At 64.1% G+C, this 26,669-nt stretch carries 28 protein-coding genes, 1 tRNA gene and 1 riboswitch; of the genes, 13 read left to right on the top strand and 16 right to left on the bottom strand.

Features of this window, described 5'->3' with window-relative positions:
• Window positions 1–182 precede the first annotated feature (182 nt).
• Together ACSYAO_RS07510 and ACSYAO_RS07505 are read right to left on the bottom strand one after the other, a co-directional pair.
• Window positions 183–1,304 carry an inorganic phosphate transporter gene (locus tag ACSYAO_RS07510; protein WP_032128946.1) on the bottom strand — a complete coding sequence of 374 codons (1,122 nt, stop codon included), beginning with the start codon at window positions 1,302–1,304 and terminating at the stop codon, window positions 183–185.
• 13 nt (window positions 1,305–1,317) lie between these two features.
• A complete protein-coding gene (locus tag ACSYAO_RS07505; RefSeq protein WP_004152833.1) occupies window positions 1,318–1,944 on the bottom strand; it encodes a DUF47 domain-containing protein in 627 nt (208 codons plus the stop codon).
• Between the two features lie 292 nt (window positions 1,945–2,236).
• Here ACSYAO_RS07505 and ACSYAO_RS07500 point away from each other — a divergent pair, with 292 nt between their 5' ends.
• Together ACSYAO_RS07500 and ACSYAO_RS07495 are read left to right on the top strand one after the other, a co-directional pair.
• The gene (locus ACSYAO_RS07500) at window positions 2,237–3,541 is read left to right on the top strand and encodes a hemolysin family protein (RefSeq protein ID WP_049462710.1); all 1,305 of its coding nucleotides are present in this window, start codon (window positions 2,237–2,239) and stop codon (window positions 3,539–3,541) included.
• Complete coding sequence (locus tag ACSYAO_RS07495; RefSeq protein ID WP_032128944.1) at window positions 3,525–4,184, top strand: exopolysaccharide biosynthesis protein; 660 nt, start codon at window positions 3,525–3,527, stop codon at window positions 4,182–4,184. Before ACSYAO_RS07500 ends, ACSYAO_RS07495 begins: the two co-directional genes overlap by 17 nt.
• A 92-nt stretch (window positions 4,185–4,276) precedes the next feature.
• Here the strand turns inward: ACSYAO_RS07495 and ACSYAO_RS07490 are convergent, their stop codons facing one another.
• From ACSYAO_RS07490 to ACSYAO_RS07475, 4 genes are all read right to left on the bottom strand, one after another.
• A complete protein-coding gene (locus tag ACSYAO_RS07490; RefSeq protein ID WP_049400371.1) occupies window positions 4,277–4,774 on the bottom strand; it encodes a pyridoxamine 5'-phosphate oxidase family protein in 498 nt (165 codons plus the stop codon).
• A gap of 68 nt (window positions 4,775–4,842) precedes the next feature.
• The gene (locus ACSYAO_RS07485; protein WP_049400370.1) at window positions 4,843–5,838 is read right to left on the bottom strand and encodes an LLM class flavin-dependent oxidoreductase; all 996 of its coding nucleotides are present in this window, start codon (window positions 5,836–5,838) and stop codon (window positions 4,843–4,845) included.
• Between the two features lie 199 nt (window positions 5,839–6,037).
• A complete protein-coding gene (locus ACSYAO_RS07480) occupies window positions 6,038–6,805 on the bottom strand; it encodes a sulfurtransferase (RefSeq protein WP_049462709.1) in 768 nt (255 codons plus the stop codon).
• Between the two features lie 290 nt (window positions 6,806–7,095).
• The gene (locus ACSYAO_RS07475; RefSeq protein WP_032128940.1) at window positions 7,096–7,461 is read right to left on the bottom strand and encodes a DUF6164 family protein; all 366 of its coding nucleotides are present in this window, start codon (window positions 7,459–7,461) and stop codon (window positions 7,096–7,098) included.
• A gap of 71 nt (window positions 7,462–7,532) precedes the next feature.
• On the opposite strand from ACSYAO_RS07475, the gene ACSYAO_RS07470 reads away from it, so the two are divergent.
• Together ACSYAO_RS07470 and ACSYAO_RS07465 are read left to right on the top strand one after the other, a co-directional pair.
• Complete coding sequence (locus ACSYAO_RS07470) at window positions 7,533–7,967, top strand: FKBP-type peptidyl-prolyl cis-trans isomerase (protein WP_049421508.1); 435 nt, start codon at window positions 7,533–7,535, stop codon at window positions 7,965–7,967.
• Entirely contained in the window at window positions 7,954–9,201 is a 1,248-nt protein-coding gene (locus tag ACSYAO_RS07465; protein ID WP_049461934.1) for a TIGR03862 family flavoprotein, read from the top strand. Before ACSYAO_RS07470 ends, ACSYAO_RS07465 begins: the two co-directional genes overlap by 14 nt.
• A 100-nt stretch (window positions 9,202–9,301) precedes the next feature.
• Here the strand turns inward: ACSYAO_RS07465 and ACSYAO_RS07460 are convergent, their stop codons facing one another.
• The 4 genes from ACSYAO_RS07460 to ACSYAO_RS07445 all read right to left on the bottom strand — a co-directional run bounded on the left by ACSYAO_RS07460 (window position 9,302) and on the right by ACSYAO_RS07445 (window position 13,409).
• A complete protein-coding gene (locus ACSYAO_RS07460; RefSeq protein ID WP_049399957.1) occupies window positions 9,302–9,763 on the bottom strand; it encodes a GNAT family N-acetyltransferase in 462 nt (153 codons plus the stop codon).
• Between the two features lie 104 nt (window positions 9,764–9,867).
• On the bottom strand, window positions 9,868–11,490 hold the full coding sequence (locus tag ACSYAO_RS07455) for an FMN-binding glutamate synthase family protein (protein WP_049420983.1): 1,623 nt from the start codon (window positions 11,488–11,490) through the stop codon (window positions 9,868–9,870).
• Between the two features lie 55 nt (window positions 11,491–11,545).
• The gene (locus ACSYAO_RS07450; protein ID WP_032128936.1) at window positions 11,546–12,832 is read right to left on the bottom strand and encodes a nucleotide sugar dehydrogenase; all 1,287 of its coding nucleotides are present in this window, start codon (window positions 12,830–12,832) and stop codon (window positions 11,546–11,548) included.
• Window positions 12,833–12,974: 142 nt separating this feature from the next.
• The gene (locus tag ACSYAO_RS07445; protein WP_032128935.1) at window positions 12,975–13,409 is read right to left on the bottom strand and encodes a BLUF domain-containing protein; all 435 of its coding nucleotides are present in this window, start codon (window positions 13,407–13,409) and stop codon (window positions 12,975–12,977) included.
• Window positions 13,410–13,540: 131 nt separating this feature from the next.
• Here ACSYAO_RS07445 and ACSYAO_RS07440 point away from each other — a divergent pair.
• From ACSYAO_RS07440 to ACSYAO_RS07420, 5 genes are all read left to right on the top strand, one after another.
• Window positions 13,541–13,627: transfer RNA gene (locus ACSYAO_RS07440), tRNA-Leu, on the top strand.
• Between the two features lie 1,772 nt (window positions 13,628–15,399).
• Window positions 15,400–15,561 (top strand): hypothetical protein, encoded by a 162-nt coding sequence (locus tag ACSYAO_RS07435; protein ID WP_157805894.1) that lies wholly within the window; start codon window positions 15,400–15,402, stop codon window positions 15,559–15,561.
• Window positions 15,562–15,654: 93 nt separating this feature from the next.
• Window positions 15,655–15,948: a hypothetical protein gene (locus tag ACSYAO_RS07430; RefSeq protein WP_134950612.1), complete on the top strand. Its 294-nt coding sequence runs from the start codon at window positions 15,655–15,657 to the stop codon at window positions 15,946–15,948.
• Window positions 15,949–16,105: 157 nt separating this feature from the next.
• On the top strand, window positions 16,106–18,223 hold the full coding sequence (locus tag ACSYAO_RS07425) for a peptidase domain-containing ABC transporter (protein WP_149908622.1): 2,118 nt from the start codon (window positions 16,106–16,108) through the stop codon (window positions 18,221–18,223).
• Window positions 18,220–19,464: an HlyD family secretion protein gene (locus ACSYAO_RS07420; RefSeq protein WP_049461940.1), complete on the top strand. Its 1,245-nt coding sequence runs from the start codon at window positions 18,220–18,222 to the stop codon at window positions 19,462–19,464. The genes ACSYAO_RS07425 and ACSYAO_RS07420 overlap by 4 nt, the downstream gene beginning before the upstream one ends.
• Here ACSYAO_RS07420 and ACSYAO_RS07415 read toward each other — a convergent pair.
• The 3 genes from ACSYAO_RS07415 to ACSYAO_RS07405 form a co-directional block, all read right to left on the bottom strand.
• On the bottom strand, window positions 19,388–20,143 hold the full coding sequence (locus tag ACSYAO_RS07415) for a phage tail protein (protein ID WP_223224655.1): 756 nt from the start codon (window positions 20,141–20,143) through the stop codon (window positions 19,388–19,390). The two genes, ACSYAO_RS07420 and ACSYAO_RS07415, sit on opposite strands and share 77 nt — an antisense overlap.
• Window positions 20,144–20,532: 389 nt before the next feature.
• A complete protein-coding gene (hemN, locus tag ACSYAO_RS07410) occupies window positions 20,533–21,942 on the bottom strand; it encodes an oxygen-independent coproporphyrinogen III oxidase (RefSeq protein WP_032128948.1) in 1,410 nt (469 codons plus the stop codon).
• Between the two features lie 44 nt (window positions 21,943–21,986).
• Window positions 21,987–22,427, bottom strand: a complete 441-nt coding sequence (locus ACSYAO_RS07405; RefSeq protein WP_049399954.1) for a group III truncated hemoglobin — start codon at window positions 22,425–22,427, stop codon at window positions 21,987–21,989.
• A 179-nt stretch (window positions 22,428–22,606) separates the two neighbouring features.
• Here ACSYAO_RS07405 and ACSYAO_RS07400 point away from each other — a divergent pair, with 179 nt between their 5' ends.
• Window positions 22,607–22,894 (top strand): hypothetical protein, encoded by a 288-nt coding sequence (locus ACSYAO_RS07400; protein ID WP_010486039.1) that lies wholly within the window; start codon window positions 22,607–22,609, stop codon window positions 22,892–22,894.
• Entirely contained in the window at window positions 22,891–23,940 is a 1,050-nt protein-coding gene (locus ACSYAO_RS07395) for a 4Fe-4S dicluster domain-containing protein (RefSeq protein WP_197655524.1), read from the top strand. The genes ACSYAO_RS07400 and ACSYAO_RS07395 overlap by 4 nt, the downstream gene beginning before the upstream one ends.
• A gap of 1 nt (window position 23,941) precedes the next feature.
• Here the strand turns inward: ACSYAO_RS07395 and ACSYAO_RS07390 are convergent, their stop codons facing one another.
• Both ACSYAO_RS07390 and ACSYAO_RS07385 read right to left on the bottom strand, forming a co-directional pair.
• Window positions 23,942–24,178, bottom strand: coding sequence for a hypothetical protein (locus ACSYAO_RS07390; RefSeq protein WP_032128931.1), 237 nt, complete (start codon window positions 24,176–24,178; stop codon window positions 23,942–23,944).
• Between the two features lie 353 nt (window positions 24,179–24,531).
• A complete protein-coding gene (locus tag ACSYAO_RS07385) occupies window positions 24,532–24,741 on the bottom strand; it encodes a hypothetical protein (protein WP_032128930.1) in 210 nt (69 codons plus the stop codon).
• A gap of 111 nt (window positions 24,742–24,852) precedes the next feature.
• Here ACSYAO_RS07385 and ACSYAO_RS07380 point away from each other — a divergent pair, with 111 nt between their 5' ends.
• Both ACSYAO_RS07380 and crcB read left to right on the top strand, forming a co-directional pair.
• Complete coding sequence (locus tag ACSYAO_RS07380; protein WP_010486043.1) at window positions 24,853–25,254, top strand: transcriptional regulator; 402 nt, start codon at window positions 24,853–24,855, stop codon at window positions 25,252–25,254.
• Between the two features lie 22 nt (window positions 25,255–25,276).
• A riboswitch (Fluoride riboswitch) is annotated at window positions 25,277–25,340 on the top strand.
• An 82-nt stretch (window positions 25,341–25,422) separates the two neighbouring features.
• A complete protein-coding gene (crcB, locus tag ACSYAO_RS07375; RefSeq protein WP_032128929.1) occupies window positions 25,423–25,815 on the top strand; it encodes a fluoride efflux transporter CrcB in 393 nt (130 codons plus the stop codon).
• Window positions 25,816–25,818: 3 nt separating this feature from the next.
• On the opposite strand, the gene ACSYAO_RS07370 is transcribed toward crcB, so the two are convergent.
• The gene (locus ACSYAO_RS07370; protein ID WP_134950611.1) at window positions 25,819–26,652 is read right to left on the bottom strand and encodes an AraC family transcriptional regulator; all 834 of its coding nucleotides are present in this window, start codon (window positions 26,650–26,652) and stop codon (window positions 25,819–25,821) included.
• Window positions 26,653–26,669 lie beyond the last annotated feature (17 nt).

Raw genomic sequence — 26,669 nt, 5'->3', positions numbered from 1 at the left:
TTCGACAGTTTCCGTGCGCTGTTGGTGGATGCCGACCGTTGGTCGGCACGAGGGCGGATCCCTGTTTCTGCTCTGGTAGGTGTCGACCTTGGTCGACACGATGTGTCCGGAAGAATTCTCTGCCCATGAAAAAAGCCCGCCGGTATCCGGCGGGCTTTTTCGTGTGCACCTTGGCGCGGCGATCAGGTCCAGCCGAACAGTTCGAACAGCTTCAGGATCAGGTACGCACAACCACCTGCGGCCGGGATGGTCAGGATCCAGGCCCAGACAATGCGTTCGATCACGCCGAACTTCAGCGAGCGCGGGTTCTTGGCGAAGCCGACGCCCATGATCGCGGTGGAGATGCTGTGCGTGGTCGAGACCGGCATGCCGAAGTGGGCGGCCAGGGTCAGGATGGTGGCCGAGCTGGTCTCCGCGGCGAAGCCGTGGATCGGGTGCAGCTTGACCATCTTGTGACCCAGGGTCTTGATGATCTTCCAGCCGCCCGAGGCGGTACCGGCCGCCATCACCACCGCACAGGTCAGCACGATCCACATCGCGATGCCGTCACCGGCGCTGGCGTCCGGGTGCATGAAGGCCAGCCACGACGGCAGGTCATCCAGCGCACCGGTGGCCTCGGCACCGATCAGTGTCATGGCGATGATGCCCATGGTCTTCTGCGCGTCGTTGTGGCCGTGGGCGAAGCCCATGTAGGCCGCCGAGGCGATCTGCGCCTTGCCGAAGAAGGCGTTGACGATGCGCGGGCGGGCCAGGCGACCGATGGCACCACCGATCTTGGCCAGCCCGGCGATCAGGCCCCACAGCAGCACCATCACCACGATGCCGAGCAGGAAGCCGGCGATCGGCGAGGTGATCATCGGCACGAACACCTTCCACAGCAGGCCCTTGTTCTGCGCCCAGCTGCCCAGGCGCTCGGACCAGATCAGCGCGTCCCAGTTGTTGTGGGCAGCGGCCAGGCCGGCGCCGCAGAGGCCACCGATCAGGGCGTGCGAGGACGAGGACGGCAGGCCCTTCCACCAGGTGATCAGGTTCCAGATGATGCCGCCCAGCAGGGCGCACAGGATCACCTGCGGGGTGACGTCGACCACGTTGGTGTTGAGCAGGCCCGAAGCGATGGTCAGCGCCACCGCGGTACCGGTCAGTGCACCGATGAGGTTCATGAAGGCGGCCAGCATCACCGCCCAGCCGGGCGAGAGCACCTTGGTCGCCACCACGGTGGCAATGGAGTTGGCGGTGTCGTGGAAGCCGTTGATGAACTCGAAGACGAGCGCGGCCAGGATCACCACCAGGACAAGGGTCAACATGCGGCGGCGTCCGTCAGCTGTTCTTCAACACGATCTGGTACGCCACCACGCCGGCCTCGCGGCAGCGGTCGATGGCCTTTTCCAGGATCTCGAAGAATTCCTTCAGCAGGAACATCTGCAGGTTGTCCAGGCGGCCCGAGTAGATGTCGCGGTACAGCTCGAGCATCAGGCGGTCGGCCTCGTTCTCCAGCGAACGCAGCTTCTCGTTGAGAGCGGTCATCCGGTCCAGGTTCATGTGGCGCAGGTCGGCCACCATCTCCACCACCACGCCGGCAGCCTGTTCCAGCATCGCCGCGCGCGGCGCGAAGTCGATGTGCTCCAGGTGGGTCGTGGCCAGCGAATAGCGATCGGCGAACTTCTCGATCTGCTTCGGAATCTTGTACAGCGCCGAGCCCAGCGCTTCGATGTCTTCGCGCTCGATCGGGGTCATGAAGCTGTCCACCAGCGCCTGGCTGATCTTGTCCGAGGCCGCGCGTTCGCGCAGGCGGGCCAGCTTGAAGGCGTCCAGCGCGGGCTGGCGGTCGGCCTCGCGCAGCATGGAATGCAGCGCCTTGGCGGCGTCGGAAGCCGCGACGGCAGCCTCATCGAGCAGGGTGTAGAACTGTTTGCCGGAACCGAAAATGGTCTGCAGAGAGAACATTGAGAAACCTGTCAGCCGTCGCGGGAAGGACGGCACCAGACGGAATTATGACGGCTAGATGACCATCACGGGTATCCCTGCCCCCTTCCGGGGCTCTGGAAGCCCCAACCTGAACAGGCGGTTGCCACCCTGCCACGCCCCTTTGCTAAGATGCCAGCGCGCCTTCGGGCGCACCTTATGGACGACGACTCTTACCCCCCTGCGCCGCGCCGGACCCTGTTCCTGAGCGCCAGCCGCCATCGCAAGCACCCGCCCTCCCTGCCACCAACCGGGGACGACGCCCGTGTTTGAAATGATCCTGATTGTCTTCGCGCTTGTTCTGCTGAACGGCTTCTTCGCCATGTCCGAGATGTCGGTCATGACCTCGCGCAAGAGCCGCCTGAAGCAGATGGCCGCCACCTCCAAGCGTGCCGCCAAGGCGCTGGAGCTGTCGGAGAAGCCGGAGAGCTTCCTGTCCACTGTGCAGATCGGCATCACCGTGATCGGCGTGCTGACCGGCTACCTCGGTGGTGAAGCACTGGGTGAAGCCTTCGCCGGCTGGATCCAGGGCCTGATGCCGGGCTTTGCCTACGCCGGCAACGTCGGTACCACGCTGGCGGTCAGCCTGATCACCTTCATCACGCTGATCTTCGGCGAACTGGTGCCCAAGCGCCTGGCACTGACCCGCTCGGAGGCCATTGCCGGCCTGGTGGCGATGCCGATGAGCTGGCTGGCCAAGCTGGCCCTGCCCTTCGTCTGGCTGCTGTCCAAGACCACCCAGCTGGTGCTGCGCCTGTTCGGCCTGGGCAAGGATGAAGTCGCCTCGGTGACTGAAGAAGAGATCCGCATGCTGGTGGCCGAGAGCCACGAGGCCGGTGTGATCGACGCCCACGAGCGCGACATGATGAACCGCGTCATGCGCCTGGGCGACCGCACCGCCGACAGCCTGATGACCCCGCGCAACCGCATCGCCTGGCTGGATACCCAGGCTGGGTTGGAGCGCAACCTGGAAATCATGGCCGAGCACGAGTTCTCGCGCTACCCGGTGCTGCGCGACAATGACATGGACGTGGTCGGCGTGCTGGAACTGAAATCGCTGGCCACACGCATGGCGCGTGGCGACAACGCGCTGTTCCAGACCCTGCGCGAACCGCTGTACGTCTCCGAATCGACCCACGCGATGAAGCTGCTGGAGATCTTCCGCGAGGAACAGCAGTCGATGGCGCTGGTGGTGGACGAGTACGGCGAGATCCAGGGCCTGGTGACCATCAGCGACCTGATGGGCGCGGTGGTCGGCCGCCTGCAGGCGGTGGAGAACGCCGATGAAGATGCGTTGGTGGTGACCCGCGAAGACGGTTCGCTGCTGGTGGACGGCTCGCTGCCGATCGAGGACCTGCGCGAGCTGATCGGCAGCAACGATCTGCCCGATGCCGAGGATGGCGATTACTACACGCTGGCCGGCATGTGCATCCACTACTTCGGCCGCATCCCGCACGCGGGCGAGTACTTCGACTGGGCCGGCTGGCGCTTCGAGGTGGTCGACCTGGATGGTGCGCGGGTGGACAAGCTGCTGCTGCGCACGCTGTCCGACGAGCAGGCCGATGAGCTCACCGCCTGAGGCCGGCCAGGGTCCGGGCGTTGAGCGCCCGGCCTACCGTAACGAGGGCATCCGCACCCTGCTGGAGATGTTCGCCTCCGGCGACCCGGCCGAGCACATGCCGCTCGGCCAGATCCTGTGCAACCTGCAGCAGAGCGCGTTCGGCGTGTTCCTGTTCGTGGCGATCCTGCCATCGTTCATCCCGATCCCGGGCATGGGCGGCGCGGTCAGCGGCCCGCTGGTGATCCTGATCGGCCTGCAGATGCTGTTCTGCCTGCGCCGGCCGTGGCTGCCCGGCTTCATCGCCCGCCGCGGGCCCAAGCGCGGCACCATGCACCGCTTCCTGGACCGCATCGACCGCCCGCTGCGGCGGTTGGACAAGATGCTGAAACCGCGCCTGCCGCAGCTGCTGACACCGCTGCCGGCGCATGCCTTCAGCGGCCTGCTGCTGGTGTTGCTGGGCCTGCTGCTGTCGTTGCCGATTCCGTTCACCAACTTCCTGTTCGGCTTCCAGCTGCTGCTGTTCTCGCTGGCACTGCTGGAACGCGATGGCGCGCTGATGCTGTTCAACTGGATCGCGGCGCTGGCGGCGATCGCGTTCTTCGGTTTCAGTTCGGGGCAGCTGGTGGGCTACACGGTGGAGCTGTTCCAGCGCTGGTTCTGAGCCGGAATCCGGTAGAGCCGGCCGCTGGCCGGCTGCCACGTTTCCAGGTTTGCCGGCCAGCGGCCGGCACTACCAATACCGGACATCGGCCATCATCGAAGGTCGATGAATCCGTTGTCGGCCAACGCCGCCGGTTCGTCCTGCACGGCTGACAGCACGAAACTCAGCGCTGTGCCCAGCAGCGTGCCCGGTCCATCCCAGTACTCGGCCGAGTCGGCGCGCACCTGGATCAGGCGCAGGTTCGGGTCGTCCTTGCCGCCCGGGAAGAACAGCTTCATCGCTGGCGACCACAGTTCCTCGATCTTCGCGCGATCATCAACCACGCGCGCGCGCCCGGCCACCGACACATAGGTGTTCTTCGATGGCGAGGCATAGGCCACGTTGACGCGCGGGTCGAGCGCAATCTCGGCCACCTTCGGGCTGTCGGCAGTGATGACGAACCACAGATCACCGTCGAAGGTGACCTGCTGGGTGGCCAGCGGCCGGCTGTAGAGGCGGCCGTCGACGCCGGTGGTGGTGAACATCGCCACCTCCACGTCCTTGATCAGTTCTGCCAGCTGGGCAATGTGTTCGGCGCGGGTGTCGGCCATGTGGGGGCTCCTTCGATATGAGCCCCCATCAGACGCGGTTCGGCCGCAATGGGCCGTGACGCAATTGTTCAGCCCGCGTGGCGGGCGTGCCAGGCCTGCATCGCCAGTTCGAACGAGCGCAGGCGCGCACGGTGGTCATACAGGTTGGCGGTGAGCATCAGCTCGTCCGGCTTGTGGCGCTCGACAAACGCGGCGATGCCTTCCGCCACCTGCTGCGGATCTCCCAGCACGGTGCAGGCCAGTGCCCGCTCCACGCCCACTTTTTCGTGCGGCTCCCAGAAGGACTCGATGTCGTCGATGGGTGCCGGAATCTTGCCCGGTCGGCCACGACGCAGGTTCACGAAACTCTGCTGCTGGCTGGTGAACAGGCGCCGCGATTCGGCTTCGCTGTCGCTGGCAACGACGTTCAGGGCCAGCATCGCGTGCGGCTGCTTCAGCGTGGCCGAGGGGCGGAATTCGCGGCGGTACACCGCCAGCGCTTCGTCCATCACGTCCGGTGCGAAGTGCGAGGCGAACGCGTATGGCAGGCCCATCGACGCGGCCATGCGCGCACCGAACAGGCTGGAACCGAGGATCCAGGTCGGCACCCGCAGGCCACCACCCGGAACCGCCTGCACCGCCTGCCCGGGCTGTACCGGTTCGAAGTAATGCAGCAGCTCGCGCACGTCCTGCGGGAACTGGTCGGCGCTGTCGAAATAGCGGCGCAGTGCACGCGCGGTCGGCTGATCGGTGCCCGGCGCACGGCCCAGGCCGAGGTCGATGCGGTCCGGATACAGCGAGGCGAGCGTGCCGAACTGCTCGGCCACCTGCAGCGGCGCATGGTTGGGCAGCATGATGCCGCCGGCACCGACGCGGATGCGCTTTGTGCCACCCGCCACGTGACCGATCAGCACGGCGGTGGCCGCGCTGGCGATGCCAGGCATGTTGTGGTGTTCGGCCAGCCAGTAGCGGCGGTAGCCCAGCGCATCGGCGTGCTGGGCCAGTTCCAGCATGTTGGCGAAGGCAGCGGTGGTGTCACTGCCCTCGCAGACCGGGGCCAGGTCAAGGATCGACAACGGGATCATCAGCAGTTTTCCGTCACAGGATCCCCCATGCATGGGGTCGGTCGGGCGCGGCGGCCAGTGACGGTGGCGGGATGCTGATTCCCGTGGGACGGGTTCAGGGCTGACCGCGCTGATCCGGTAGTGCCGGCCGCTGGCCGGCAGGCAACCTGCCCTGGCAGCCGGCCAGCGGCCGGCTCTACCGGGGAATCGACGTCCCGGCTTAGAACGCGCTGGGGCGCGGCTCCGGCAGCGGCTGGTCGACCATCGGCTTCAGTTCGGCATCCAGCGCCACGCGCTCGTCGAACACGAAGCAGCGGCCTTCGTAACCTTCGCCGCCCACCTCCTCGAAGTAGCCGAGGATGCCGCCGTCGAGCTGCAGCACGTTGTCCATGCCGTCGTTGACCATCCACAGCGCGGCCTTCTCGCAGCGGATGCCGCCGGTGCAGAAACTGACCACGGTGCTTTCCTTCAGCGCCTCGCGGTGCGGCGCCAGCGCCTCGGGCAGGTCGGTGAACTTGTGGATGGGCAGCACCAGCGCATCCTTGAAGGTGCCGTACTCCACTTCCTGCTGGTTGCGCGTATCAAGCATCACCACCGGCTTGCCGGCGTCATCATGCCCCTGCCGCAACCAGCGCTGCACGGTAGCCGGATCGACCGCCGGTGCACGCGGATACTCCAGCGGCTGGCCGTCATCACGGCGGAAGCTGATGATCTCGTCCTTCACCTTGGCCTTCAGCCGCGCGAACGGCTGATGCTCGCTCAGGCTGGTCTTGACCCGCATATCGGCAAAGCGCGCATCGGCATGCAGCGCCGCATAGAAACTTTCGACCGCCTCCGGCCCACCCGCCAGGAACAGGTTCAGCCCCTCGCCCGCCACCAGGATCGTACCGCGCAGCTGCGCCGCCTCGGCACGCGCCAGCAACTGGTCGCACAGGGCCTGGGGGGCGTCGATGACGGCGAAATGGTAGGCAGCGGTATTGGCGATCATCCCGCCATTTTAGCGCCTCCCGCCCGCACGGACAGATTCAGGGGTCAGAGCCCTCTGCGCAGCAGAGGGATCCGACCCCGGCAGGCACCCGGAATCTGTCAGAGGCGTGGCGGTGTGGGCAGGCGGGACCGTTGGCGCCATGGATGGCGCCATCGAGCCCCCATGGACGGGTTTACGGCGTGTCCCGCCTGCCCGCACCGCCCTGCCCACCACGGATTGCCTGCTGTTGCTGTTGCTGTTGCAGTTGCCCTAGCATCGGCGGGTGCCGGGTGCAACCCGGCCGAAACCCCTTATCCCCGCAACAGCACGAACGGCAGCAGCACCAGCGCCGCCGCACCGGCCATCGCCAGCAGCACCAGCACCACATACACCGGCCGGCGCCGGAACAGGCTGCCGAAGGTCTCCGCCGTCCCCTCGCGCAACGCCTGCTCGCGCTCGGCACGGATGCGCGGCCCGCGTTCGGCCTGGTACTCGGCCATCAGCGCCTTCGCACGCGGATGATCGGCGTCCTCGCGCAGCCACAGGCCGCCGTTGGAAATGCCCCAGGGGCTGGGTTCGGTGCGATACCAGGCGATGCCGTGCTGGTCGAGCAGCGTGCAGACATCGGCGTATTCGTCGTCGCCGACATTGCGCAGATTGAGCAGGAGTTTTGCCATGCCCCCCATGATACCCGGCGCCGATGCGCTACCCTTGCCGCCCTCGCCCTGCGCCCTTCCGGAGACGCCCGATGCGCCGCCTGCTGCTTCCCCTGCTGCTGTCCCTCGCCGCCGTTGGCTGCTCGACCGAACCGTCCGGCCCACCGCCGGGTGGCACCCTGACCACCTTCGAGCGCATCGATACCGTCCCGGGTACCGGCGCCGAAGCCGTTGCCGGCAACAAGGTCACCGTGCACTACACCGGCTGGATCTACGACAACCGCACCGAAACCAAGCACGGCAAGACCTTCGACAGCTCGGTCAGCCGTGGCGAACCGTTCACCTTTGCGCTCGGCGCCGGCCAGGTCATCCGCGGCTGGGATGAGGGCGTGGCCGGCATGAAGGTCGGCGGCAAGCGCACGCTGATGATCCCGCCGGACTACGGCTACGGCGACCGCCGGGTTGGCCCGATCCCGGCCGGCTCGTCGCTGGTGTTCGATGTCGAGCTGCTCGATGTCAAACCGTAATACCGCAACGCCTCCACGGGTCGCCGTCATCGGCGGCGGCCCGGCCGGCCTGTTTGCCGCCGAGCGCCTGCGCGCCGCTGGGATGGACGTGGACCTGTACGAGGCCAAGGGTTCGCCCGGCCGCAAGTTCCTGATCGCCGGCAAGGGCGGGCTCAACCTCACCCATTCCGATCCGCGGCCGCTGTTCGACAGCCGCTACCGCGAGCAGGCCTCTACCGTGGGACGCTGGCTGGACGGCTTCGACGCGCAGGCGCTGCGCGACTGGGCTGCCGGCTTTGGCGTGGAGACCTATGTGGGCAGCTCCGGCCGCGTGTTCCCGGTCGACCGCAAGGCAGCCCCACTGCTGCGCGGCTGGGTGCGCCGCCTGAAAGAACAGGGTGTGCGCCTGCACGCCAACCACCGCTGGATCGGATGGAGCGACGACGGCGCCCTGCGATTTGAAACCGAAGACGGCGCCGTTGAAGTGCATGCCGATGCTACCGTGCTGGCCATGGGCGGCGGCAGCTGGCCGCAGCTGGGCAGCGACGGCGCCTGGGTCTCGCCACTGCAGGCACGTGGCGTGGACATCGCACCGCTGCAGTCGGCCAACTGCGGTTTCGACGTGGACTGGACGCCGTTCTTCGCCGAGCGCAATGCCGGCGCACCGTTGAAGCCGGTGGTCGCGCACTGGCTGGACCTGGCGGGACAACCGCAGTCGCTGCAGGGCGAGTGCGTGGCCAGCGAGTACGGCATCGAAGGCAGCCTGATCTACGCATTGGCCGCAGACCTGCGCGAGACCATCAACCGCGATGGCCACGCGATGCTGTGGCTGGACCTGGTGCCGGGCCGCGATGAAGCACGCCTGCTGGCCGACCTGTCACGCCCGCGCAAGGGTCGCAGTTTCGGCGAGCACCTGCGCCGCCAGGCCGGCCTGGATGCAGTGAAAGCCGCACTGGTGTTCGAGATGCTGGGCAAGGAAGCGGGCAACGACCTGCCTGCCGTGGCAGCTACGCTCAAGCGCCTGCCCCTGCGCCTGCTGCGCCCCCGGCCGATGGCCGAGGTGATCAGCACCGCCGGTGGCGTGCGCCTGGATGCGCTGGACGATGGCCTGATGCTGCGGGCAGTGCCCGGCGTGTTCTGTGCCGGCGAGATGCTGGACTGGGAGGCACCGACAGGTGGCTACCTGCTGACCGCGTGCTACGCCAGTGGCCTGCGTGCTGCGGAAGGCGTGATCGGGTGGCTGGCAGCGCGGTAGGACCGGCCCGGTAGAGTCGAGCTTGCTCGACTGCTTCGCGCTGTAGAGCCGAGCCACACTTGGCTTGAATCAACAGCAGTCGAGCAAGCTCGACGCTACATCACCACGGCCGGCGCATGCTCACCGAGGCCAGCGCCACGCCACTGGGATGCGGATAGGTCTCCTCGCGCACGCTGATGAACCCGTGCCGTTGATAGAACGGCACGGCATTGAGCGAGGCCGACAGCACTACCTCACGATCACGATCGGCCATCGCCAGCAGGCGCTGCATCAGCGCCTGGCCGATGCCCTTGCCGCCGCGATCCGGATCGACGAACAACGCATCAACCTCGTTGGCATCGGTATCAAACACGCCGAACCCGAGCAGGACACCCTGCCCGTCCTCGGCCACCACGCAGCCCCCCTGCGACAACAGCCGCGCGTACTGCGACGGTGGCGGCGAGGCAGACCAGGGCGCGATGACCTCGGGAGGGTAATGGCTGCTGCAGGTCTCGCGCACACAGCGCGTGCGCAGGGCCCACAGCCTGGCCACATCATCCATGGTGCCGGTCCTGAACTGCATGACGCCTCCTTGTAGAGCCGAGCCCATGCTCGGCTGTTCTTCGTTCCAACAGCGCGATGCCTGATTGAAAGGCAGTCGAGCAGGGCTCGACGCTACAGCAACGGTTACCGCGACTTGCTGGCGCGCAGCGCCTGGATCTTCGGCGGCGGCTGGAACGAGTCGCTGCGTGCATCGGCCCAGAACGCATGGAACACCGCATGGTCGGGCACCTTGTGCAGCAGTTCGCCTGGTTCCAGGTAGCGATACAACGAGGCCAGCGAACGGATTTCCACCGGTGAGACGCGGCGCAGGATGTGCTCCGGCCCCAGCTCGGCAGGATCGTTCAGGCCCGCCGCACACAGCAGCTCCTTCAGGGCGTGCAGCGTGTGCTCGTGGTAGCTGTACACACGGGTGGCCTTGTCCGGTGCATCCAGATGCTTCCAGCGTGCAGGGTCCTGGGTCGCGATGCCGGTCGGGCACTTGTCGGTATGGCAGCTCAGTGATTGGATGCAGCCCAGCGCGAACATGAAGCCTCGGCCGGCATTGCACCAGTCAGCCCCCAGCGCGATGGTCCGCGCGATGTCGAACGCGCTGGTGATCTTGCCGGCCGCACCGATGCGGATGCGATCGCGCAGATCCAGGCCGACCAGGGTGTTGTGCACCAACAGCAGCGCTTCGTGCATCGGCACGCCGACATGGTCGACGAACTCCGCCGGTGCCGCACCCGTGCCACCCTCGGCGCCGTCGACCACGATGAAGTCCGGCAGCAGCCCGGTTTCCTGCATCGCCTTGGCAATGCCGAACCACTCCCACGGGTGGCCGATGGCCAGCTTGAAACCGACCGGCTTGCCACCGGACAGCTCGCGCAGGCGTGCAACGAACTGCAGCAGCTCGACCGGCGTCGAGAACGCCGAGTGACGCGAGGGTGACACGCAGTCCACACCCATCGGCACGCCACGCGTCACCGAGATCTCGGCGGTCACCTTTGGCGCCGGCAGCACGCCACCGTGGCCGGGCTTGGCGCCCTGCGACAGCTTGATCTCGATCATCTTGACCTGATCATGGGTGGCATTGGCAACGAAGCGTTCCTCGCTGAAACCGCCCTTCTCGTCACGGCAACCGAAGTAGCCCGAGCCGATCTCCCACACCAGGTCGCCGCCCATCTCGCGGTGGTAGGGCGAGATCGAACCTTCGCCGGTGTCGTGATAGAAGCCACCGCGGCGTGCGCCTTCGTTCAGCGCGCGGATGGCATTGGCCGACAGCGAACCGAAGCTCATCGCCGAGATGTTGAACACGCTGGCCGAATAGGGCTTGGCACAGTTCGGGCCGATCAACACACGGAAGTCATGCTTGGCGATGGCGGTCGGTGCCAGCGAATGGTTGATCCACTCGTAATCCACCGCATAGGTGCTGCGCAGGGTGCCGAACGGCACCGTGTCCATCTCGTTCTTGGCGCGCTGGTAGATCAGTGCACGCTGCTGGCGCGAGAACGGCACGTCTTCCAGGTCGCTCTGCACGAAGTACTGGCGGATCTCCGGGCCGATCGATTCCAGCCCGTAGCGGAAGTGCGCCATCACCGGATAGTTGCGGCGCAGCGTGCTGCGCTTCTGCAGCAGGTCCCAGGTCCCCAGCGCCACCATCGCGGCAGTCAGGCCGACGCCCCAGTACCAGGCCGGCCAGATCGTGGCCAGCCACAGGCATATCGGGAACATCAGGATGGCGAGCAGGTAGACGATATACCGGTGCATGGCTTTCCTCGGTTGCAACTGCCCCCGAGTCTACCGCGCCGCCCGCTGCCAAGGCTTACAAGCGATCGTCAACCACGTTGCGCGGCCAGGCCGATTTCACGTCGTAGACCAGGCCTCCCGGCGCCAGCAGCCCCCGGATTGCGGATTCATCCATCGCCTTGAAACGGGCGTGGGCCACTGCCAGCACCACCGCGTCATAGCACCCCGCCCCGGGATCGGCCAGCCAATCCAGGCCCTCGCCGGTCAACGCCGCCGGGCCGACCCAGGGGTCGCTGACCTCCACCTGCGCACCGGCATCACGCAGGCGTTGCGCCAGTTCCAGCGCGCGGCTGTTGCGCAGGTCCGGGCAATCCTCCTTGAAGGTCACGCCCAGCACCAGGATGCGTGCGTCCGCCGGCGCACGGCCACGCTCGGCCAGCATCGCCAGCACCCGCGCCGCCACGTGCTCGCCGACGCGGTTGTTGACCTGTCGTGCGGTGTGGATCAGGTCCGGGTGATAGCCCACGCTCTCGGACTTGTGCAGCAGATAGTACGGGTCCACGCCGATGCAATGGCCGCCGACCAGCCCCGGCCGGAACGGCAGGAAATTCCACTTGCTGCCGGCGGCGTCCAGTACGTCCTGGGTATCGATGCCCAGCCTGTCGAAGATCAGGGCCAGCTCGTTGACCAGCGCAATGTTGACGTCGCGCTGGATGTTCTCGACCACCTTGGCCGCTTCGGCCACCCGCATCGACGGTGCCGGGAAGGTACCGGCGGCGATGATGCGCTGGTACAGACCATCAATCACCGCAGCAACTTCCGGTGTCGAGCCGGAAGTGATCTTGCGGATGTCGGCCAGGCGCCGCTGGCGGTCGCCGGGGCTGACCCGTTCCGGGCTGTAGCCGCAATAGAAGTCTTCGTTGAAGCGCAGGCCCGAACCCTGCTCCAGCAGCGGCACGCACACTTCCTCGGTGGTACCGGGGTAGACCGTGGACTCGTAGATCACCAGGTCGCCGGCGCGAAGATGACTGGCAATCAGCCGTGTCGCCGAACGCAGGGGCTCCAGGTCGGGCTGCTCGTAAGCATCGATCGGGGTCGGCACGGTGACGATGTAGACGTTGCAGGCATCGAGCAGTGCCGGATCGCTGCCGTACTGCAGCAGCTGCGCACTGGCCAGCTCGTCGGATTCCATTTCCAGCGTGTGGTCCTGGCCGTTGCGCAGCTCGGCGATGCGACCGGCATCGATATCGAAACCCAACGTCGGCCACTGCCGGCCAAACGCCACCGCCAACGGCAGGCCGACGTAGCCCAGGCCGATCACCGCAAACCGGGGTGCGCTGGCCGCCGCTACCGGCGCACTCATCGGCACATCCCGCGCAACGGATGCGATCGCACATACGCTGCCATGGCCTCGGCCAACACACTCATCTGCTGCACCACTCCGGAAAACCTGCGCCAGAAAGGCTACAGCCTACCGGCCCCGGCGCCCTGCCGCCAAGGCGGGCTCAGGACCCCAACGCCACCGCGGCCGGTTCCAGTTCGCCGTCGGCGCCGGTCCAGGCCTGCAGCAGGCGCTCGAATCCACCGCTGCCAAGCAGGAAGCCGGGCCACGCGGCGTCGACGATCTGTGCCAGCAGCTCCGGTTCGATCCGCCGCGTGCCCATCGACCAGCGCGGAAATGCGCGCTGCACCACGGGGGCACGGCACAACACTTTCAGCTGCCCGTGGCTGCGCGCATTGAGGATGCGCTGGAACACCGAATCGATGCCGTCCTCCGGGCCCTCGAGATACTGCAGGAAGCGCGCTCCGTCGAACATCAGCACACCGGTGACACCGGCCACACGATTGAATGCCGTGGCGTCGGCCAGCAGGCGGTCAAGATCGGTTGTCTGCAGATCGGCGCGGGCCTCACTGGCATAGGCAATCGCGTGCAGCGACATCAGGTGGCTCCCCCCCTGGGAACGATGGCAGGGACTATGACATGAATGCGATCGACAGTTAAGCACGCCGCGGCCATGATGCAATCCGGTTGCGGAACCGCAGGTGGGCTACAATCGGCGCCGCGCTGCAGGCCCGGATGGCGAAACTGGTAGACGCATCGGACTTAAAATCCGCCGGGGGCAACCCCATGCCGGTTCGATTCCGGCTCCGGGCACCAGCGCATGTTTTGGGGAGCCTACGTGTTCGCTACGATTCACCCCGAATCGGCACGCAATCAGGCACTTAGGTTGATCGAGTTCTTCGCGATCACCACGATTCGCCCGGACTTGCCCGGCCACTCTCCCCAAATTTTCCCCATATGATGCAGCCATGGCCAGCATCCAACGATCAGGGAACAAGTGGCACGTGCTGGTGTGTATCGTCGGCGTTCGTGACTCCACTACAAAGCACACGAAGCAGGAAGCTGCCAAGTGGGCTTTAGAACGAGAGGCCGAGCTGCGAGGTGGGAAGCTTCCGGACAAATCTCTGCGCGAAGCCATGCGCCACTAAGTCAAGGAGAAAGCGCCCAAGAGAACTGGCGAGCGATGGGAGTCGGTCCGCATCGCGACTTGGGAGATCTCTGCCGCTCTTGGACCGGCGCATCGCGGTAGTCGACAGTTCGGACATCATCGCTTGGCGAGATACCAGGCTTAGGCAGGTCAAGCCGGGGACGGTTGCTCGTGAAATGAACCTGATGCGGCCTGTGTTCGAGACTACGCCCCGGGAATGGAAGTGGATCAAGTAAAGCGCCATGTCGGACGTTCGCTGGCCACAGCAGCAGAAAGGCCGGTCACGACGCGTATCTCCAGCTTAGCAAGAACGGCGACGCGAGAGACGTACCGCTTAGTCGGCGGGCCTGCGAGTCTCTGAAGACACTACCCCTCGGCTTCGGGCCCATCTCCAGATCACGTCAGGCGTTCGTGATGCGCTCTGGCGGAAGGTCCGCGACTCAGCGGGCGATCGGGAAGTGCATTTCCACGACAGCCGTGCAGAGGCTATCTGGAGGCTATCGAAGAAGCTCGACATCCTGCAGCTGGCCAGAATCACCGAACATCGAGACCTCAAGTCTTTGATGCTCTACTACCACGAGCCAGCTTCTGAGATCGCCCGCAGTTGGGGGGATGACCACATCCCATCCGGCCTCCCAGGTGCAGGCAAACAACCAGACACGCAGCTAGACCGTTACGGGTGCGCGGAAATGGAGGTGGCAAGACGGTGTCACCAGGGAAAATCTGTCTAGCTCGATTGGGTTCCTAACCAATGCAGGGAGATTGCCGCTCACCTCTGACAGGACCACCAAGGGAACGACAAGCCGATAACGCCGATCCCGGGAGTTAGGCCCCCAACGGCAAACCGGGCAAACACCAGTTGTAGATGTCACTTGAGCCAACAACTGCAACAAATTGCAAAAAAAACGATGCCCACAACTTCCACTCCCCATTGCGGATACAAAGCGAGGACTGCCAAGACCAGCGTTGCATCGCACAAAGGGCGAGGCACAAAAAATTCTTGCCAAGCACAGCCCCTTCCTCTCCATCCCCATCTCCATCTCCATCTCCATCTCCATCTCCAGATCGAAACCCGGAACACCTAAGAAAACACTTGACTCCAAGCCCCCCCCATGTTTACCTCCAATCCAAGCCAACCCTTCGCTAGATTGATAAATCAGCCCTTGGGTAGCATTGCGCAAGAATGAGACGGAGCAAGGAGTCGTCGGAAGCCCCGACACCCAGGCGCAGGGAATTGCGCCAACACAGGAGAGTGAAGCAATGCATACGTTGACGAATGAACAGGTTCTAAGCGTTTCCGGCGGAATGGGAAGTACGACAAAGACGATTATCGCAGGGACGTTCGTGGCGTCCCCGGTAGTAGGCGCAATGCTTCTGCTCGGTTACTACGCAAACAATCAATGCTAATCATCCAGTGACCCCACATCAAAAGGACGTGCCCATGAACAATGAAGTTATCGAACTCGACATGAATGAAGTCGAGCAAGTTTCCGGCGGCAACCCGCTGGTAGTAGCCGGCACCGTTGGCGCAGTATTGGCCTTTGCCTATCAGGTAGGGAAAGATATGGCGGCGCGTGACGCTCTCCAGTGCCCTGCTCGCTAATTTGGCTTAACCAGTAGTACTTTGCAAAAAAAACGTCAGCGCCTTTTCGAGGGCGCTGACGCTATGAGGCGTAAGCACACCACTGGAGACACCATGAAAGAGGCCCCTCTCTCTGCAGGATCAAGTGCGCATCGCGAGATAGCGATATTGAGTGTTTTTGCGCTGATCATTTTGGGCTTATCCGTCAGCGCCACTTTCTTTATCGGTGCTTTCCTTTGCGTAGCTTTCATTGGCCTAAAGGATCGCAAAGCTATCACCATTTATGCGGCACTTTGCTTGGGATTTTTGGCACTGGTCGGCGCGTACCATGTCGGGAAAGATATGGCGAAGAGAGATGCAGCAACCTCATCATCGGAAATGTGTCCTGCAAAAGCGCAATCATCCTGATATAAATTGCAGGACCCTCCAGCACAAGGGAGTAGCGATCACACGCGCCGCGATGGATAGATGATCAGGTGCGAGGCATCGTTCATTCCGAGTTATAACGGTGACGCCTGCGGCAGTCACGCCTCACTCGCAAAACCGAAATAAAGACGGAGCACGCATGGACGCCATTGTGCAATCCGAAGCTGCGGAGTGCGGCCTTGCTTGCTTGGCCATGGTCGCCTCCCACCATGGCAATCGCATAGGTCTACGTGAGCTTCGCCGGCAGCATTCGCTATCTCTCAAAGGCGCAACGCTTTCGCAGCTGATGGACATCGCCGCGAAGATGGGTTTCATGTGCCGTCCACTGCGATTGGATTTGGAGCATTTGGCAGAACTGAAGCTCCCGTGCATTCTGCATTGGGACCTCAATCACTTCGTTGTGCTCACGCGCGTCCACAAGCGCCACGTTACGGTCCTTGATCCGGCACTTGGAAAACGCGTTCTGGCCTTGGCTGATTTTTCGCAGCACTTCACGGGAATTGCTTTGGAGCTCAGCCCTGGTGCTGATATGCGTCCATCTGCGCCGCCACCCGCGATCGCAATCTCACAATTGACCGGCAGAGTCAGTGGTCTATGGCGTGCACTTGGACTCATTCTTCTTCTATCGCTGGCGTTGCAGGTCTTTGTGCTGCTGGCCCCATTCTTCATGCAGTGGGTCGTCGATCAGGTGTTGATCGCGGCCGATCGTGATCTGCTGACGGTCCTCGGCATCGGGTTTGGGTTTGCACTGCTACTGCAGATCGGTATTGGAGTGGTGCGGGGGTGGGCTGTCATCCATCTCTCCAATCGGCTCGGCCTGCAATGGACAGGAAACGTGTTTAGCCATCTGATTCGGCTCCCAGTTGATTTTTACGAGAAGCGTCACCTGGGTGATATCACCTCACGCATGGGCAGCGTGCAGGCCATCCAACGAACCCTTACGACAAGCTTTGTGGAAGCATTGATTGATGGCGTCATGGCAATCGTTACGCTTGGCATGATGCTACTTTACAGCTGGAAGCTTGCCTTGGTGACGCTGCTCGCCGTCGGCCTCTACCTGTCTGCACGCGCCTTGGCATTTCGCGCGTTTCGCAACGGCACTGAGCGGCAACTGATCGCATCGGCCCATCAGCAAAGTCATCTAATGGAGTCAATTCGCGGTGTGCAGTCCATCAAGATTGCAGGCAGAGAAACGCTACGTAGCTCGGGCTACTACAACCTGATGAATGAAACGATCAATCGCGATGTTTGGCTCGCGCGATTTGGGCTGGCGTTCAACAGCACCAGTCAGCTCATTTTTGGCATGGAGCGTATCGCGGTCGTCTGGATCGGCGCAGTCTTGGCGATGCAGAACATTTTCTCTGTTGGCATGCTCATCGCCTACCTTGCCTATAAGGACCAGTTTGCTCAAAGGATTGGCGGTCTGATCGACAAATGGATGGAATTCCGAATGCTGCGACTGCATGGAGAGCGCTTGTCTGACATTGTACTGACCGAGCCTGAAGCTACCGGAGAGCGGTCTTGCGGACAGGACTTGCCTGCGGAGCTACGCATAGAGGTGGAAGGCCTGGGCTTTCGATACGCATCGGGAGAGCCCTGGGTACTCCGCAATTGCAACCTGACGATCGGCCCCGGAGAGTCGGTGGCGATTATTGGAGCATCTGGGTGCGGGAAGACCACACTACTGAAGCTGTTGCTTGGGCTGCTAACGCCAACCGAAGGGCAGATCCGGATAGGAGGTATTCCCATGCATAAAATAGGAATGGAGCACTATCGTCGCGTCATTGGGGCCGTAATGCAGGACGATCAACTCTTTGCAGGAAGCATCAGCGATAACATCAGCTTTGAGAACGAAAACGTAGACGAAGATCGCATCATGGAAGCTGCCAGACTCGCAGCGGTTCATGACGACATAGCAGCAATGCCTATGGGATACAACAGCTTGATTGCTGATATGGGCACCTCCTTGTCTGGTGGACAGAAGCAACGGGTGATCCTGGCGCGAGCCTTGTACCGGAAACCCCAGCTATTGTTCTTGGACGAGGCCACCAGCCACCTTGACGTGGAGCGCGAACGCCTGGTCAACGATGCGGTGCGTCAGCTCGACCTGACGCGCGTCATCATCGCGCATCGTCCGGAGACGATTGCCAGCGCCGATCGAGTGCTGGTCATGCATGCCGGCGCTATTGTTCGCGAACTGTGCTCTTCGACAAGCCGAGAGTGCGAACAGTCAGTGACCACTGAAGTGCTTGCATGAACGGGCTGTTTCGCCGGGAAGTCCTTGAAGCGAAGCGAGGAAATTGGCTTGGAAGCATCTCACTTGCTCAGCCCATAAGGTTGTGGGTGCTCGCAGCCTTGGCGGCCACCTCTGCTGCCGTCGTGCTGGGCTTCTTCACCTTTGGAGAGTACACCCGACGTTCCAGGGTGGAAGGTGAGCTGATTCCGGATCTCGGCTTATCCACCGTGGTAGCACCTTCTGCAGGTGTTGTCGCCACTCTGCATGCAGAAGAAGGCGACCACGTCCAACAGCAGGCCGCACTGCTCTTGATCAACGTGCCGCGAGTCACTGCAGCTGGCGACGATGCACTTAAGGTCATGCGTGATGGGCAAGAAACTCGGGCCGTGAGCCTGGGCACGCTTCAGGACGCGCAGGATAGACAATTGCAGGTTCAGCAGCGTGGTATTGAGCAGCAACGCGACGCATTGCGTAGCGAGTTAAAGCAAATCGAAGGCGAAATCCACACTCGTGGGGAGCAGGTGCGCATTGGCCAGGAAACCGTTCAGCGCTTCCGCCAAGTCGTCGATCAACGTTATGTCAGCCTGATACAACTTGGTCAGCAGGAGCAATCGATGCTGGACATGCTCAATGCACAGCAGTCTCTACAGCGTCAAGCAACGTCGATGCGCCGGACGCTAGCTCAACTGGACCAGTCGCTTGCGGAACTCCCCGAGCAGCGGCGTGCTGCCCGGGCTACAAGCGAACGTGACTTGGCGACGCTCAACCAGGAGTCCGTTCAGGCCGAGGCCAGCGGCGAGTTGCTGCTGCGTGCTCCGGTCTCTGGTCTCGTTGCCAGTAGGTTGGTAGAAGCGGGACAGGCGGTGCAAGTCGGCCAGCCGATTCTTAGTCTGCTGCCTGAAGGATCACAGTTGCGCGCACAATTGTTGGTCCCGAGCGCCGCAATTGGATTCGTCAAGCCCGGCGATCGCGTGCTCTTGCGTTACTTGGCCTATCCATATCAGAAATTTGGTAGTCACGAAGGTACGGTCATTCGTGTTTCTCGAAGTGCAATTGCAGCTGCCAGTTCCAAAGGGGAAGGGGGAGAACCCGTCTACCGGGTGCTTGTTTCCTTGGATAAGCAAAGTGTTCTGGCGTATGGGACACCAGAAGCGCTGCGTCCGGGAATGCGCTTGGAGGCGGACATTATGGGAGAGCGCAGGCGACTGTACGAATGGGTCCTAGAGCCACTTTACTCGGTGGTAGGAAAAGTTGGCGGTTAGGCTCCCTGACTTCGAAGCGTGATCCATTGGCCATGTAGGTAGGCAGCGGTGATCTGGGCGGGATAGCGTATGGATGCCATCTGGCCGCAGCGTCCGTTGCGGCGGAGTGAGGGGCTACCCTCACCCGAACCCCAGCGGCACCTCGGTCAGGTCCACGATGAAGATCGTGGCATTCTGCTGCCCCATTTGTCGCGCCGACCACCGGGAACATGTTGGAGATCATGGTCTGCTGAACCGTCTGCAGCCGGGAAATGAAGATCCGGTTGTCGCTCGTCATGTGGAAGTCTCCCGCTCGCCGCTCGTTCGGCGGCGTGGCGCGCAGCAGGTCTCCGACCTCCATCGTGGGCGGCACCACGTCCAGCGTAAGGCTATTCCCACTGGCGACACTGATCCGGCCGGAGTTCCGGCGGCCGGCGCGGTTGGCGTCGGCCACCTGGATCACGTCGCCCGGCATGCAGTTCAGGGCATCCAGCCCGACCTCGAACGTGACTATCTCCGTCTCCAGGTTCTCGCTGTAGAGGATATGGTTGCCTATCCGGCGCGCAATCAGGTTTGGGATCTTCGCCGCTGCCGACGGAGCCAAGATCAACCAAGCCCGTGCATCGGCACAGATGATGGCGCAGGAATGGCCAGAGGTCGCACATTCCGTGGCGCCTGGAGACTCGTTCGAACAGACCATCCAGGAAATGGCCGAGGTACTGCAGTGGCTTGAGTACCCGTCGCACCCGCGCAAGCCCGGCGCAGCTTCCAGCATCTTGAGCTCGGCTGAGGAGGCGCCATGATCGAACCTACTGTTCCGGGCCCGTCAATTACAGTCCTGGCCGCGATGATCGAGGGCGAGCGCTGGCTCAGTGCAGATTCCTGTGCAGTCCTATTGGGCCTGACGACGCCGGAGGCAAGGCCCAATGGGCGGGGCTTCCTCGAAAGGTTGGCTTGCCGCCCCAGCTTCCCTGCCCCACTCCAGATCGGAAACGAGAAAAGTGGAAGAGGTCCGAGGTCCTACGTTGGGCCGATGACGAGAAGAGGAGTGGCGGCTAGACTGGCGTCGCCAGCACGTTGCCCCCTGAATCAGATCGCCCGCGAGTAACGCGGTTGCTCATGTGCTGCACGCAGATACGGGTCAAAGCACATCGCCAGCAACCGCAGCAGCGGTCGCCCGGGTTCACTGGCACGCACCACGCCATCGCGGTATTCGGCCAGGCCGTCTTCCTGCAGCCGCTGTACCGAACGCAGGTCCTCGGCAAAGTACTGCTCGAAATCCACGCCGTGACGCTGGCCCAGCACCGTGCCATCCACTTCGCCCTGGCACATCAGCTGCTGGATCAGTTCCGCGCGCAACTGGTCGTCGGCACTCAACGCCACGCCGCGCCAGACCGGCAGCTGGCCCTGGTCCACCGCATCCTCCCACGACGGCAGGTCGCGCGGATTCTGGCTGTAGGTGGCACCGATGTGGCTGATCGCACTCACGCCCAGGCCGAGCAGATCGGTATCGGCGTGGGTGGTATAGCCCATGAAGTTGCGATGCAGCTGGCCGGCGCGTTGTGCGCGCGACAGATCCTCTTCCGGCAACGCAAAGTGATCCATGCCGATGTACTGGTAGCCGGCCGACGAGAGCCTCTCCACCGCCAGGCCCAGCAGCGCCAGCTTGTCTTCCGGTGACGGCAAGCGGCTTTCGTCGATCTGCTTCTGCGCGCGGAACAGATGCGGCAGGTGCGCGTAGCCGTAGACCGCCAGGCGGTCCGGGCGCAGCGCCAGCACCAGCTCGAGGGTGCGACCGAAGCCTTCCAGGCTCTGTCCCGGCAACCCATAGATCAGATCGACGTTGACCGAACGCATGCCGCTGTCGCGGCAGGCGCGCAGGATGTCCAGCGTCTGCTGCACGCCCTGCACGCGGTTGATCGATTCCTGCACCTGCGGATCGAAATCCTGCACGCCCAGGCTGGCCCGGTTGAACCCCAGCCGCGCCAGCATGGCGACGTCGCGGGTGTCGATGAAGCGCGGATCGAGTTCGATCGAGAAATCGCGCTGCGGCGAATCACTGAAATCGAAGCGCCGGCGCAATCCTTCCACCAGCGTGGTCATCGCTTCGGCATCGAGGAAGTTCGGCGTACCACCGCCCAGGTGCAGCTGGATCACTTCACGGCCGTCATCGAACTGCGGCGCCAGCAGGTCGGCCTCGGCCAGCACGCGTGAGACGTAGCTGTGGCCACGACCGCGATCACGGGTGATCACCCGGTTGCAGCCGCAGTAGAAGCAGGGGCTGGAACAGAACGGCACATGCACGTACAACGACAGCGCGCGGGCCAGCTGGTTGCTGTCGGCGATCGCCTGGCGCAGCGCCGGCGCGTCGAAGCCATCATGGAAATGCGGCGCGGTCGGGTACGAGGTGTAGCGCGGGCCCGGCCGGTCGTGCCGGCGCAGAAGATCGGGGTCGAAGGTCCAGGCCAGGCCACCGGCGGCGGGAGAGAACGTGTCCATGCCGCCAGCATCGCGCCGGGCGGCCCGCGCCGCCTTGACCCAGATCAATCCTTGCCGGGGATCCCCAGCACCGGCAGGCCGACCTGCGGCCAGCGCAGCATCTGGTAGCGCTTCCAGAAGGTGTCACCGATGCGCGCGGCCACGTCGTTGGCCAGCTCCTGCATCGGCGGGTTGTTGCATTCGGCGGTGGTGATCCGGAACAGCACCAGCCAGCGGTCGAACAGGTCCTTGTCCAGCTCGATGGCCATGTGCTTGGACATCGGCGAGCCCTTGAACCGGCGGGTGCCGCGCAGCATCGCCGACCAGAAGTCGACCAGCTGCGCCAGGTGCTCGGGCCAATCGTGGACGTGCGCGCCGAACACCGGCCCCAGCCGCTCTTCCTCGCGCACGCGCGCATAGAAGTCGTGAACCAGGCGGGTCACTTCCTGCTCGGTGCACAACTCGGGCGAGGCGACGGGGAGGACAGGCGGCGGTGTTGCGTTCATCGGGGTACCCAAAGCGTGCCGGCAGTGTGCCGCAGCCGGCCATCACCACCGTTGATCCAGATCAATGTCGGCGCAGTCCGCTGCGCCTAGGCTGGCACGCTTGCAGGAAGCATGCCCTGCGGATGCGGCGCCGACCCTGGCGAAGTATACGCGCCGCCCACTTTTCGATCCGGGACAGCATGAACAGACCTTCTCCCAACCGCCGCCAGCGGCTGATCCAGCAGTGGGGCGCCATCCTCTGGCCCAGCTTCATCGCCGCCGGCGTGGCCAGCGTGGTGTTCTTCGCCTTCGTCGATCCATTGCGCCTGCAGGCCATCAGTTTCCCGGGCACCGCAATCAGCCGCGAACTGGGTTACACGGCGGGATTCTTCATGTTCTGGTCGGTGACGGCACTGTCCAGCGCGGTCACCTGGTACCTGCAGCGGCCCATGCCGAGCGATGACGACGACGAGCTGCCGCTGGGATGAGCACGTCATGTACCCGGACTCCCCGTCCCTGGCACTGGCGCGGCACGCTCAGCGCCGCCCTGCTGGCGCTGTTCTACGCACTGCCGTGGCTGCGCTGGGAGGGCCGCCAGGCGCTGCTGCTGGACATCAACGCGCGGCGATTCGACCTGTTCGGCTGGACCCTGTGGCCCGGCGACGTCGGCGTACTGATCGGCCTGCTGGCGGTACTGGCCGTCGGCCTGGCGCTGCTTACCCACCTCGCCGGACGCATCTGGTGCGGCCATGCCTGCCCGCAGACGCTGTGGCGGCTCGCCTTCGACTGGATCGCCCGCAGCGCGGCCCGCATGCTGCCGGCACCTGCTGTACGCCCGGTCACCCAGCTGGCCTGGGGACTGCTGTCAGTGTGGACCGGCATTACCTTCGTCGGCCTGTTCAGCCCGATCACCGGCTTGCTGGCCGCCGCGCCAAACGCTGGCTGGAGCGGCTGGGAAACGTTCTGGGTACTGTTCTATGCCGCTGCCACTTGGGGAAACGCCGGTTTCCTGCGCGAGCAGGTCTGCCGTTCGCTGTGCCCGTTCGCACGCATGCAACCACTGCTGACCGATCCGCATACGCCGCGCATGCTGTACGACGCCCGTCGCGGTGAGCCGCGCGGGCCACGTCCATCCGGGCTTGGCGGGGTGCTGGGCCGTGGCCGCGGCCTGCTCGACCCGACCACTGCGCAGGACTACGTATTCCGCGCCGCGCATCCGCTGCTGGCTGGACCGATGCCGACCTTCAGCGCCGACCGTCTGGGTGATTGCACCGATTGCGCGGCCTGCGTCATTGCCTGCCCGATGCAACTGGACATCCGACAGGGACCGCAAGCCGATTGCCTGGCCTGCGGTGCCTGCCTGGAGGCCTGCGCACAACAGCAGCACCGGGCCGGTTTCGGTCCGGCGCTGGTGCGCTACTGCAGTCCGCAGACAATGGCCGGACAACCGAAGCGCCTGTGGCGACCCCGGACGTTGGCGCTGCTGTCCTTGTTGCTGGCGCTGCTTGCCTGCGGCGCCTGGCGCCTGCTCTGAATCAACGCGACCCGCTGGCGTGCGGCGGCACAAGCTGCGCACGCCGGACGATGCCCAGCTGTTCGATGATCAGCGCCATTTCGTTGGTGACTTCGGTACGCTCGGTCCCCTGCGGGACCAGACGGTCCAGCACCTGCTGGTAGGTATCCCAGAACGCCGGACCGCATCCGTGTTTGTGGTAACTGGCTTCCAGTTCGCGGCGTACCCGTTCAGCCAAGCCATGCATGCCGTATTCCATACGACCTCCGTTGGACTTGTTCTGCATTGTTGACGGTCTACCGACTCACTTGCGTGCTACTGAAAGACTCCCAGGCTTCACGCCTGGTTGACTCCAATTAGTCATAGATTTCACGACAGGTCAATTACATGCGGCGACTTTAGCGATTGAAATTATTAATCGTTCACGAAACTACATACGGGACCCCGGGGCCCCCGGATGGGGTGAAGCCGACAGGCCGCGGGAACCATGGACCGATGCCTCCAGTAGATGGCGCCGATTGTGACCCTCAGATCGATCGATCATGCCTATTTTGCTAAGCATACTTAGCAAATTGCACTTAGCGTGCTAAATGCGACAAAAGGCGGCGCAAGTCAGATGGATTCGCCCGCCGACGCTTCTGTCGTGGGGAACAGGTTCGGATAGCGCTGATGCAGGATGTACTGCCGCAGGGCCGGAATCGGGAAATCTTTCGGCCATTGCGACACTGCGGAACGGCTGATGCCAAAGAAGCGGGCCAGTTCGGCATCGGTCTGGAATCCCAGCCGGGTGCGCACCTGCCGCTTGCTCCAGAATTCGGTCACGGTCGGTCCTTCTGTTAACCAGACTGATTCTTGCGACAAGGCTTCTTCGCAATCCACGCGTTAAGCTGGCTTGCATAGATGAATACTCTCGGCCAACGACTCGCGGCAGCCATGAAGAAAGCCGGGCACCCACGCCCGGCCGATCTGGCACGCGCCGCCAAATCAACGACAGCAACCATCAGCAACTGGCTCAACGACCACGTGAGCGCCTCGCACGTGAAAGCCGAACAGCTGTTCCGCATCGCCGATGCGGCCAAGCTGGACGCACGCGAGCTGCTGTACGGGGTCAGCGGGCTCGGCGTCGGTGAGCCTGGCAGTGCCTACATCCCCAGCCAGGCCCATCTGGATGTCTGGCAGGACGCCTACGAGCTGGTCAGTCACCTGGTGGCCGAGAACGGGCTGGAGATCGACCATCGCCGCCATGCAGCGTTGGATCTGCTCGCGTTCGAACTGCTGATGGATGGCTTCAGCCGCAGCAAGGTCGCCCGCGTGCTGACGACCTCGATGACGTGAATGCACCGCCGCTGGTAGCATGGACCGCGATGGGGATGGGGCTCCCCCGATAACCGCCTGAGAAGGCTGATGGCTCCTGCCAGGACGAACCCGGTGTTCGTCGACGGCAGGTCGTGCCTGCCCTCGGCGTTCGCCATTGACCCTGCGAACCCGCATTCGAGGCACGCCATGCAAACACTGAACAATTACTTCCTGGTCTTCGTCGGAGGCGGCATCGGTGCCTGCCTGCGCCATGCCTGCAACCTGATCGGCGCGCGGGTGGCCGTCGGCAGTCCCTGGCCCTGGTCGACCTTCCTGATCAACGTCAGCGGCGCCCTGCTGATGGGCGTGGTGGTCGAGGTCTTCGCGATGCGCAATGGCGCCTCGCCGCAGCTGCGCCTGCTGCTGGCCACCGGCATCCTCGGCGGCTACACCACGTTTTCCACCTATGCGCTGGAGATCGGCCTGCTGCTGCAGCGTGGCCAGCATGGGCTGGCGGCACTGTATGCCGGCGGCTCGGTGGCACTGGGCCTGGCCGGCCTGTTCGGTGGGATGAAGCTGGCCCGGCTGGTGCTCGGCTGACGCTCAGGCCGCACTGGCACGGGCCTGTCCCCGCCATTCCCGCGGCGACTGCCCGGTGTGCGCCTTGAACGCGCGCGACAGCGCCGCTTCGCTGCCGTACCCCACATCGTCGGCAATCCGCTTCAGCGGTCTGCCTTGGCGCAGTGCCTGCTGCGCCAGCCCCACCCGCCAGCCCTGCAGGTACTGGCCCGGCGTGGTGCCCATCGCCTCGCGGAAGCTGGCGGCGAACACGCTGCGTGACATGCCGGCCACTTCGGCCAGGTCTTCCAGCGTCCACGCCTGCGCCGGCGCTTCATGCATCGCCACCAGCGCCAACCGCAGCCGCGGATGACCCAGCCCGGCGAACAGGCCGCCACGCATCTCGCCGCCTTCCATCAGCTGACGCAGCACCTGGATCATCACCACCTCGAACAGCCGGTTGACCATCGCCGCCCGCCCGCAACGCTGCTCGAACGCTTCTTCGAACAGCAGTTCCAGCGCCGCGTTGCCGCCATACAGATCGGCCAGCGGCAGGCAGATGAAATCAGGCAGCGCGGCGCTGATCGGATTGAGCCGACCGCCCTCGAAATGCAGGTTGGCGCAGGCCATGTCGGCGCCCTGCTGCGGGTCGGTGCTGAAGCGATGCGGCATCGGCCGCGGATACAGCAGAAGGCTCGGCACTTCGACCTGCACGGTCTGCTGCCCGTGGCTGACCTGCACCGGCCCGCGCCGCACCAGGTGCAGCTGACCCGCCTCGTCTTCTCCCTCCAGCGTGTTGATGCCGCACAGCGCACCGGCATGGAATATCGAGGCGGTCACCGCAAAACGTTCAAGCAGTATGGCGAGACGGTCGACCATGACGGGACTCCGGGTCA

The organism is Stenotrophomonas sp. STK16_22 (assembly GCF_051984505.1).
GTDB lineage: Bacteria > Pseudomonadota > Gammaproteobacteria > Xanthomonadales > Xanthomonadaceae > Stenotrophomonas > Stenotrophomonas maltophilia_A.
This window is presented reverse-complemented; position numbering and strand designations above follow the sequence as displayed.

Excerpts from the sequence above, each read along its gene's own strand:
- ACSYAO_RS07370 (WP_134950611.1), bottom strand. The coding sequence starts at position 26,652 with ATGGTCGACCGTCTCGCCATACTGCTTGAACGTTTTGCGGTGACCGCC.
- ACSYAO_RS07395 (WP_197655524.1), top strand. The coding sequence starts at position 22,891 with ATGAGCACGTCATGTACCCGGACTCCCCGTCCCTGGCACTGGCGCGGC.
- ACSYAO_RS07420 (WP_049461940.1), top strand. The coding sequence starts at position 18,220 with ATGAACGGGCTGTTTCGCCGGGAAGTCCTTGAAGCGAAGCGAGGAAAT.
- ACSYAO_RS07415 (WP_223224655.1), bottom strand. The coding sequence starts at position 20,143 with ATGGTCTGTTCGAACGAGTCTCCAGGCGCCACGGAATGTGCGACCTCT.
- ACSYAO_RS07505 (WP_004152833.1), bottom strand. The coding sequence starts at position 1,944 with ATGTTCTCTCTGCAGACCATTTTCGGTTCCGGCAAACAGTTCTACACC.
- ACSYAO_RS07470 (WP_049421508.1), top strand. The coding sequence starts at position 7,533 with ATGCGCCGCCTGCTGCTTCCCCTGCTGCTGTCCCTCGCCGCCGTTGGC.
- ACSYAO_RS07475 (WP_032128940.1), bottom strand. The coding sequence starts at position 7,461 with ATGGCAAAACTCCTGCTCAATCTGCGCAATGTCGGCGACGACGAATAC.
- ACSYAO_RS07445 (WP_032128935.1), bottom strand. The coding sequence starts at position 13,409 with ATGTCGCTGCACGCGATTGCCTATGCCAGTGAGGCCCGCGCCGATCTG.
- ACSYAO_RS07485 (WP_049400370.1), bottom strand. The coding sequence starts at position 5,838 with ATGATCCCGTTGTCGATCCTTGACCTGGCCCCGGTCTGCGAGGGCAGT.
- crcB (WP_032128929.1), top strand. The coding sequence starts at position 25,423 with ATGCAAACACTGAACAATTACTTCCTGGTCTTCGTCGGAGGCGGCATC.
- ACSYAO_RS07510 (WP_032128946.1), bottom strand. The coding sequence starts at position 1,304 with ATGTTGACCCTTGTCCTGGTGGTGATCCTGGCCGCGCTCGTCTTCGAG.
- ACSYAO_RS07465 (WP_049461934.1), top strand. The coding sequence starts at position 7,954 with ATGTCAAACCGTAATACCGCAACGCCTCCACGGGTCGCCGTCATCGGC.
- ACSYAO_RS07500 (WP_049462710.1), top strand. The coding sequence starts at position 2,237 with ATGATCCTGATTGTCTTCGCGCTTGTTCTGCTGAACGGCTTCTTCGCC.
- ACSYAO_RS07430 (WP_134950612.1), top strand. The coding sequence starts at position 15,655 with ATGAAAGAGGCCCCTCTCTCTGCAGGATCAAGTGCGCATCGCGAGATA.
- ACSYAO_RS07400 (WP_010486039.1), top strand. The coding sequence starts at position 22,607 with ATGAACAGACCTTCTCCCAACCGCCGCCAGCGGCTGATCCAGCAGTGG.
- ACSYAO_RS07390 (WP_032128931.1), bottom strand. The coding sequence starts at position 24,178 with ATGGAATACGGCATGCATGGCTTGGCTGAACGGGTACGCCGCGAACTG.
- ACSYAO_RS07495 (WP_032128944.1), top strand. The coding sequence starts at position 3,525 with ATGAGCTCACCGCCTGAGGCCGGCCAGGGTCCGGGCGTTGAGCGCCCG.
- ACSYAO_RS07380 (WP_010486043.1), top strand. The coding sequence starts at position 24,853 with ATGAAGAAAGCCGGGCACCCACGCCCGGCCGATCTGGCACGCGCCGCC.
- ACSYAO_RS07425 (WP_149908622.1), top strand. The coding sequence starts at position 16,106 with ATGGACGCCATTGTGCAATCCGAAGCTGCGGAGTGCGGCCTTGCTTGC.
- hemN (WP_032128948.1), bottom strand. The coding sequence starts at position 21,942 with ATGGACACGTTCTCTCCCGCCGCCGGTGGCCTGGCCTGGACCTTCGAC.
- ACSYAO_RS07435 (WP_157805894.1), top strand. The coding sequence starts at position 15,400 with ATGAACAATGAAGTTATCGAACTCGACATGAATGAAGTCGAGCAAGTT.
- ACSYAO_RS07455 (WP_049420983.1), bottom strand. The coding sequence starts at position 11,490 with ATGCACCGGTATATCGTCTACCTGCTCGCCATCCTGATGTTCCCGATA.
- ACSYAO_RS07490 (WP_049400371.1), bottom strand. The coding sequence starts at position 4,774 with ATGGCCGACACCCGCGCCGAACACATTGCCCAGCTGGCAGAACTGATC.
- ACSYAO_RS07450 (WP_032128936.1), bottom strand. The coding sequence starts at position 12,832 with ATGAGTGCGCCGGTAGCGGCGGCCAGCGCACCCCGGTTTGCGGTGATC.
- ACSYAO_RS07405 (WP_049399954.1), bottom strand. The coding sequence starts at position 22,427 with ATGAACGCAACACCGCCGCCTGTCCTCCCCGTCGCCTCGCCCGAGTTG.
- ACSYAO_RS07460 (WP_049399957.1), bottom strand. The coding sequence starts at position 9,763 with ATGCAGTTCAGGACCGGCACCATGGATGATGTGGCCAGGCTGTGGGCC.
- ACSYAO_RS07480 (WP_049462709.1), bottom strand. The coding sequence starts at position 6,805 with ATGATCGCCAATACCGCTGCCTACCATTTCGCCGTCATCGACGCCCCC.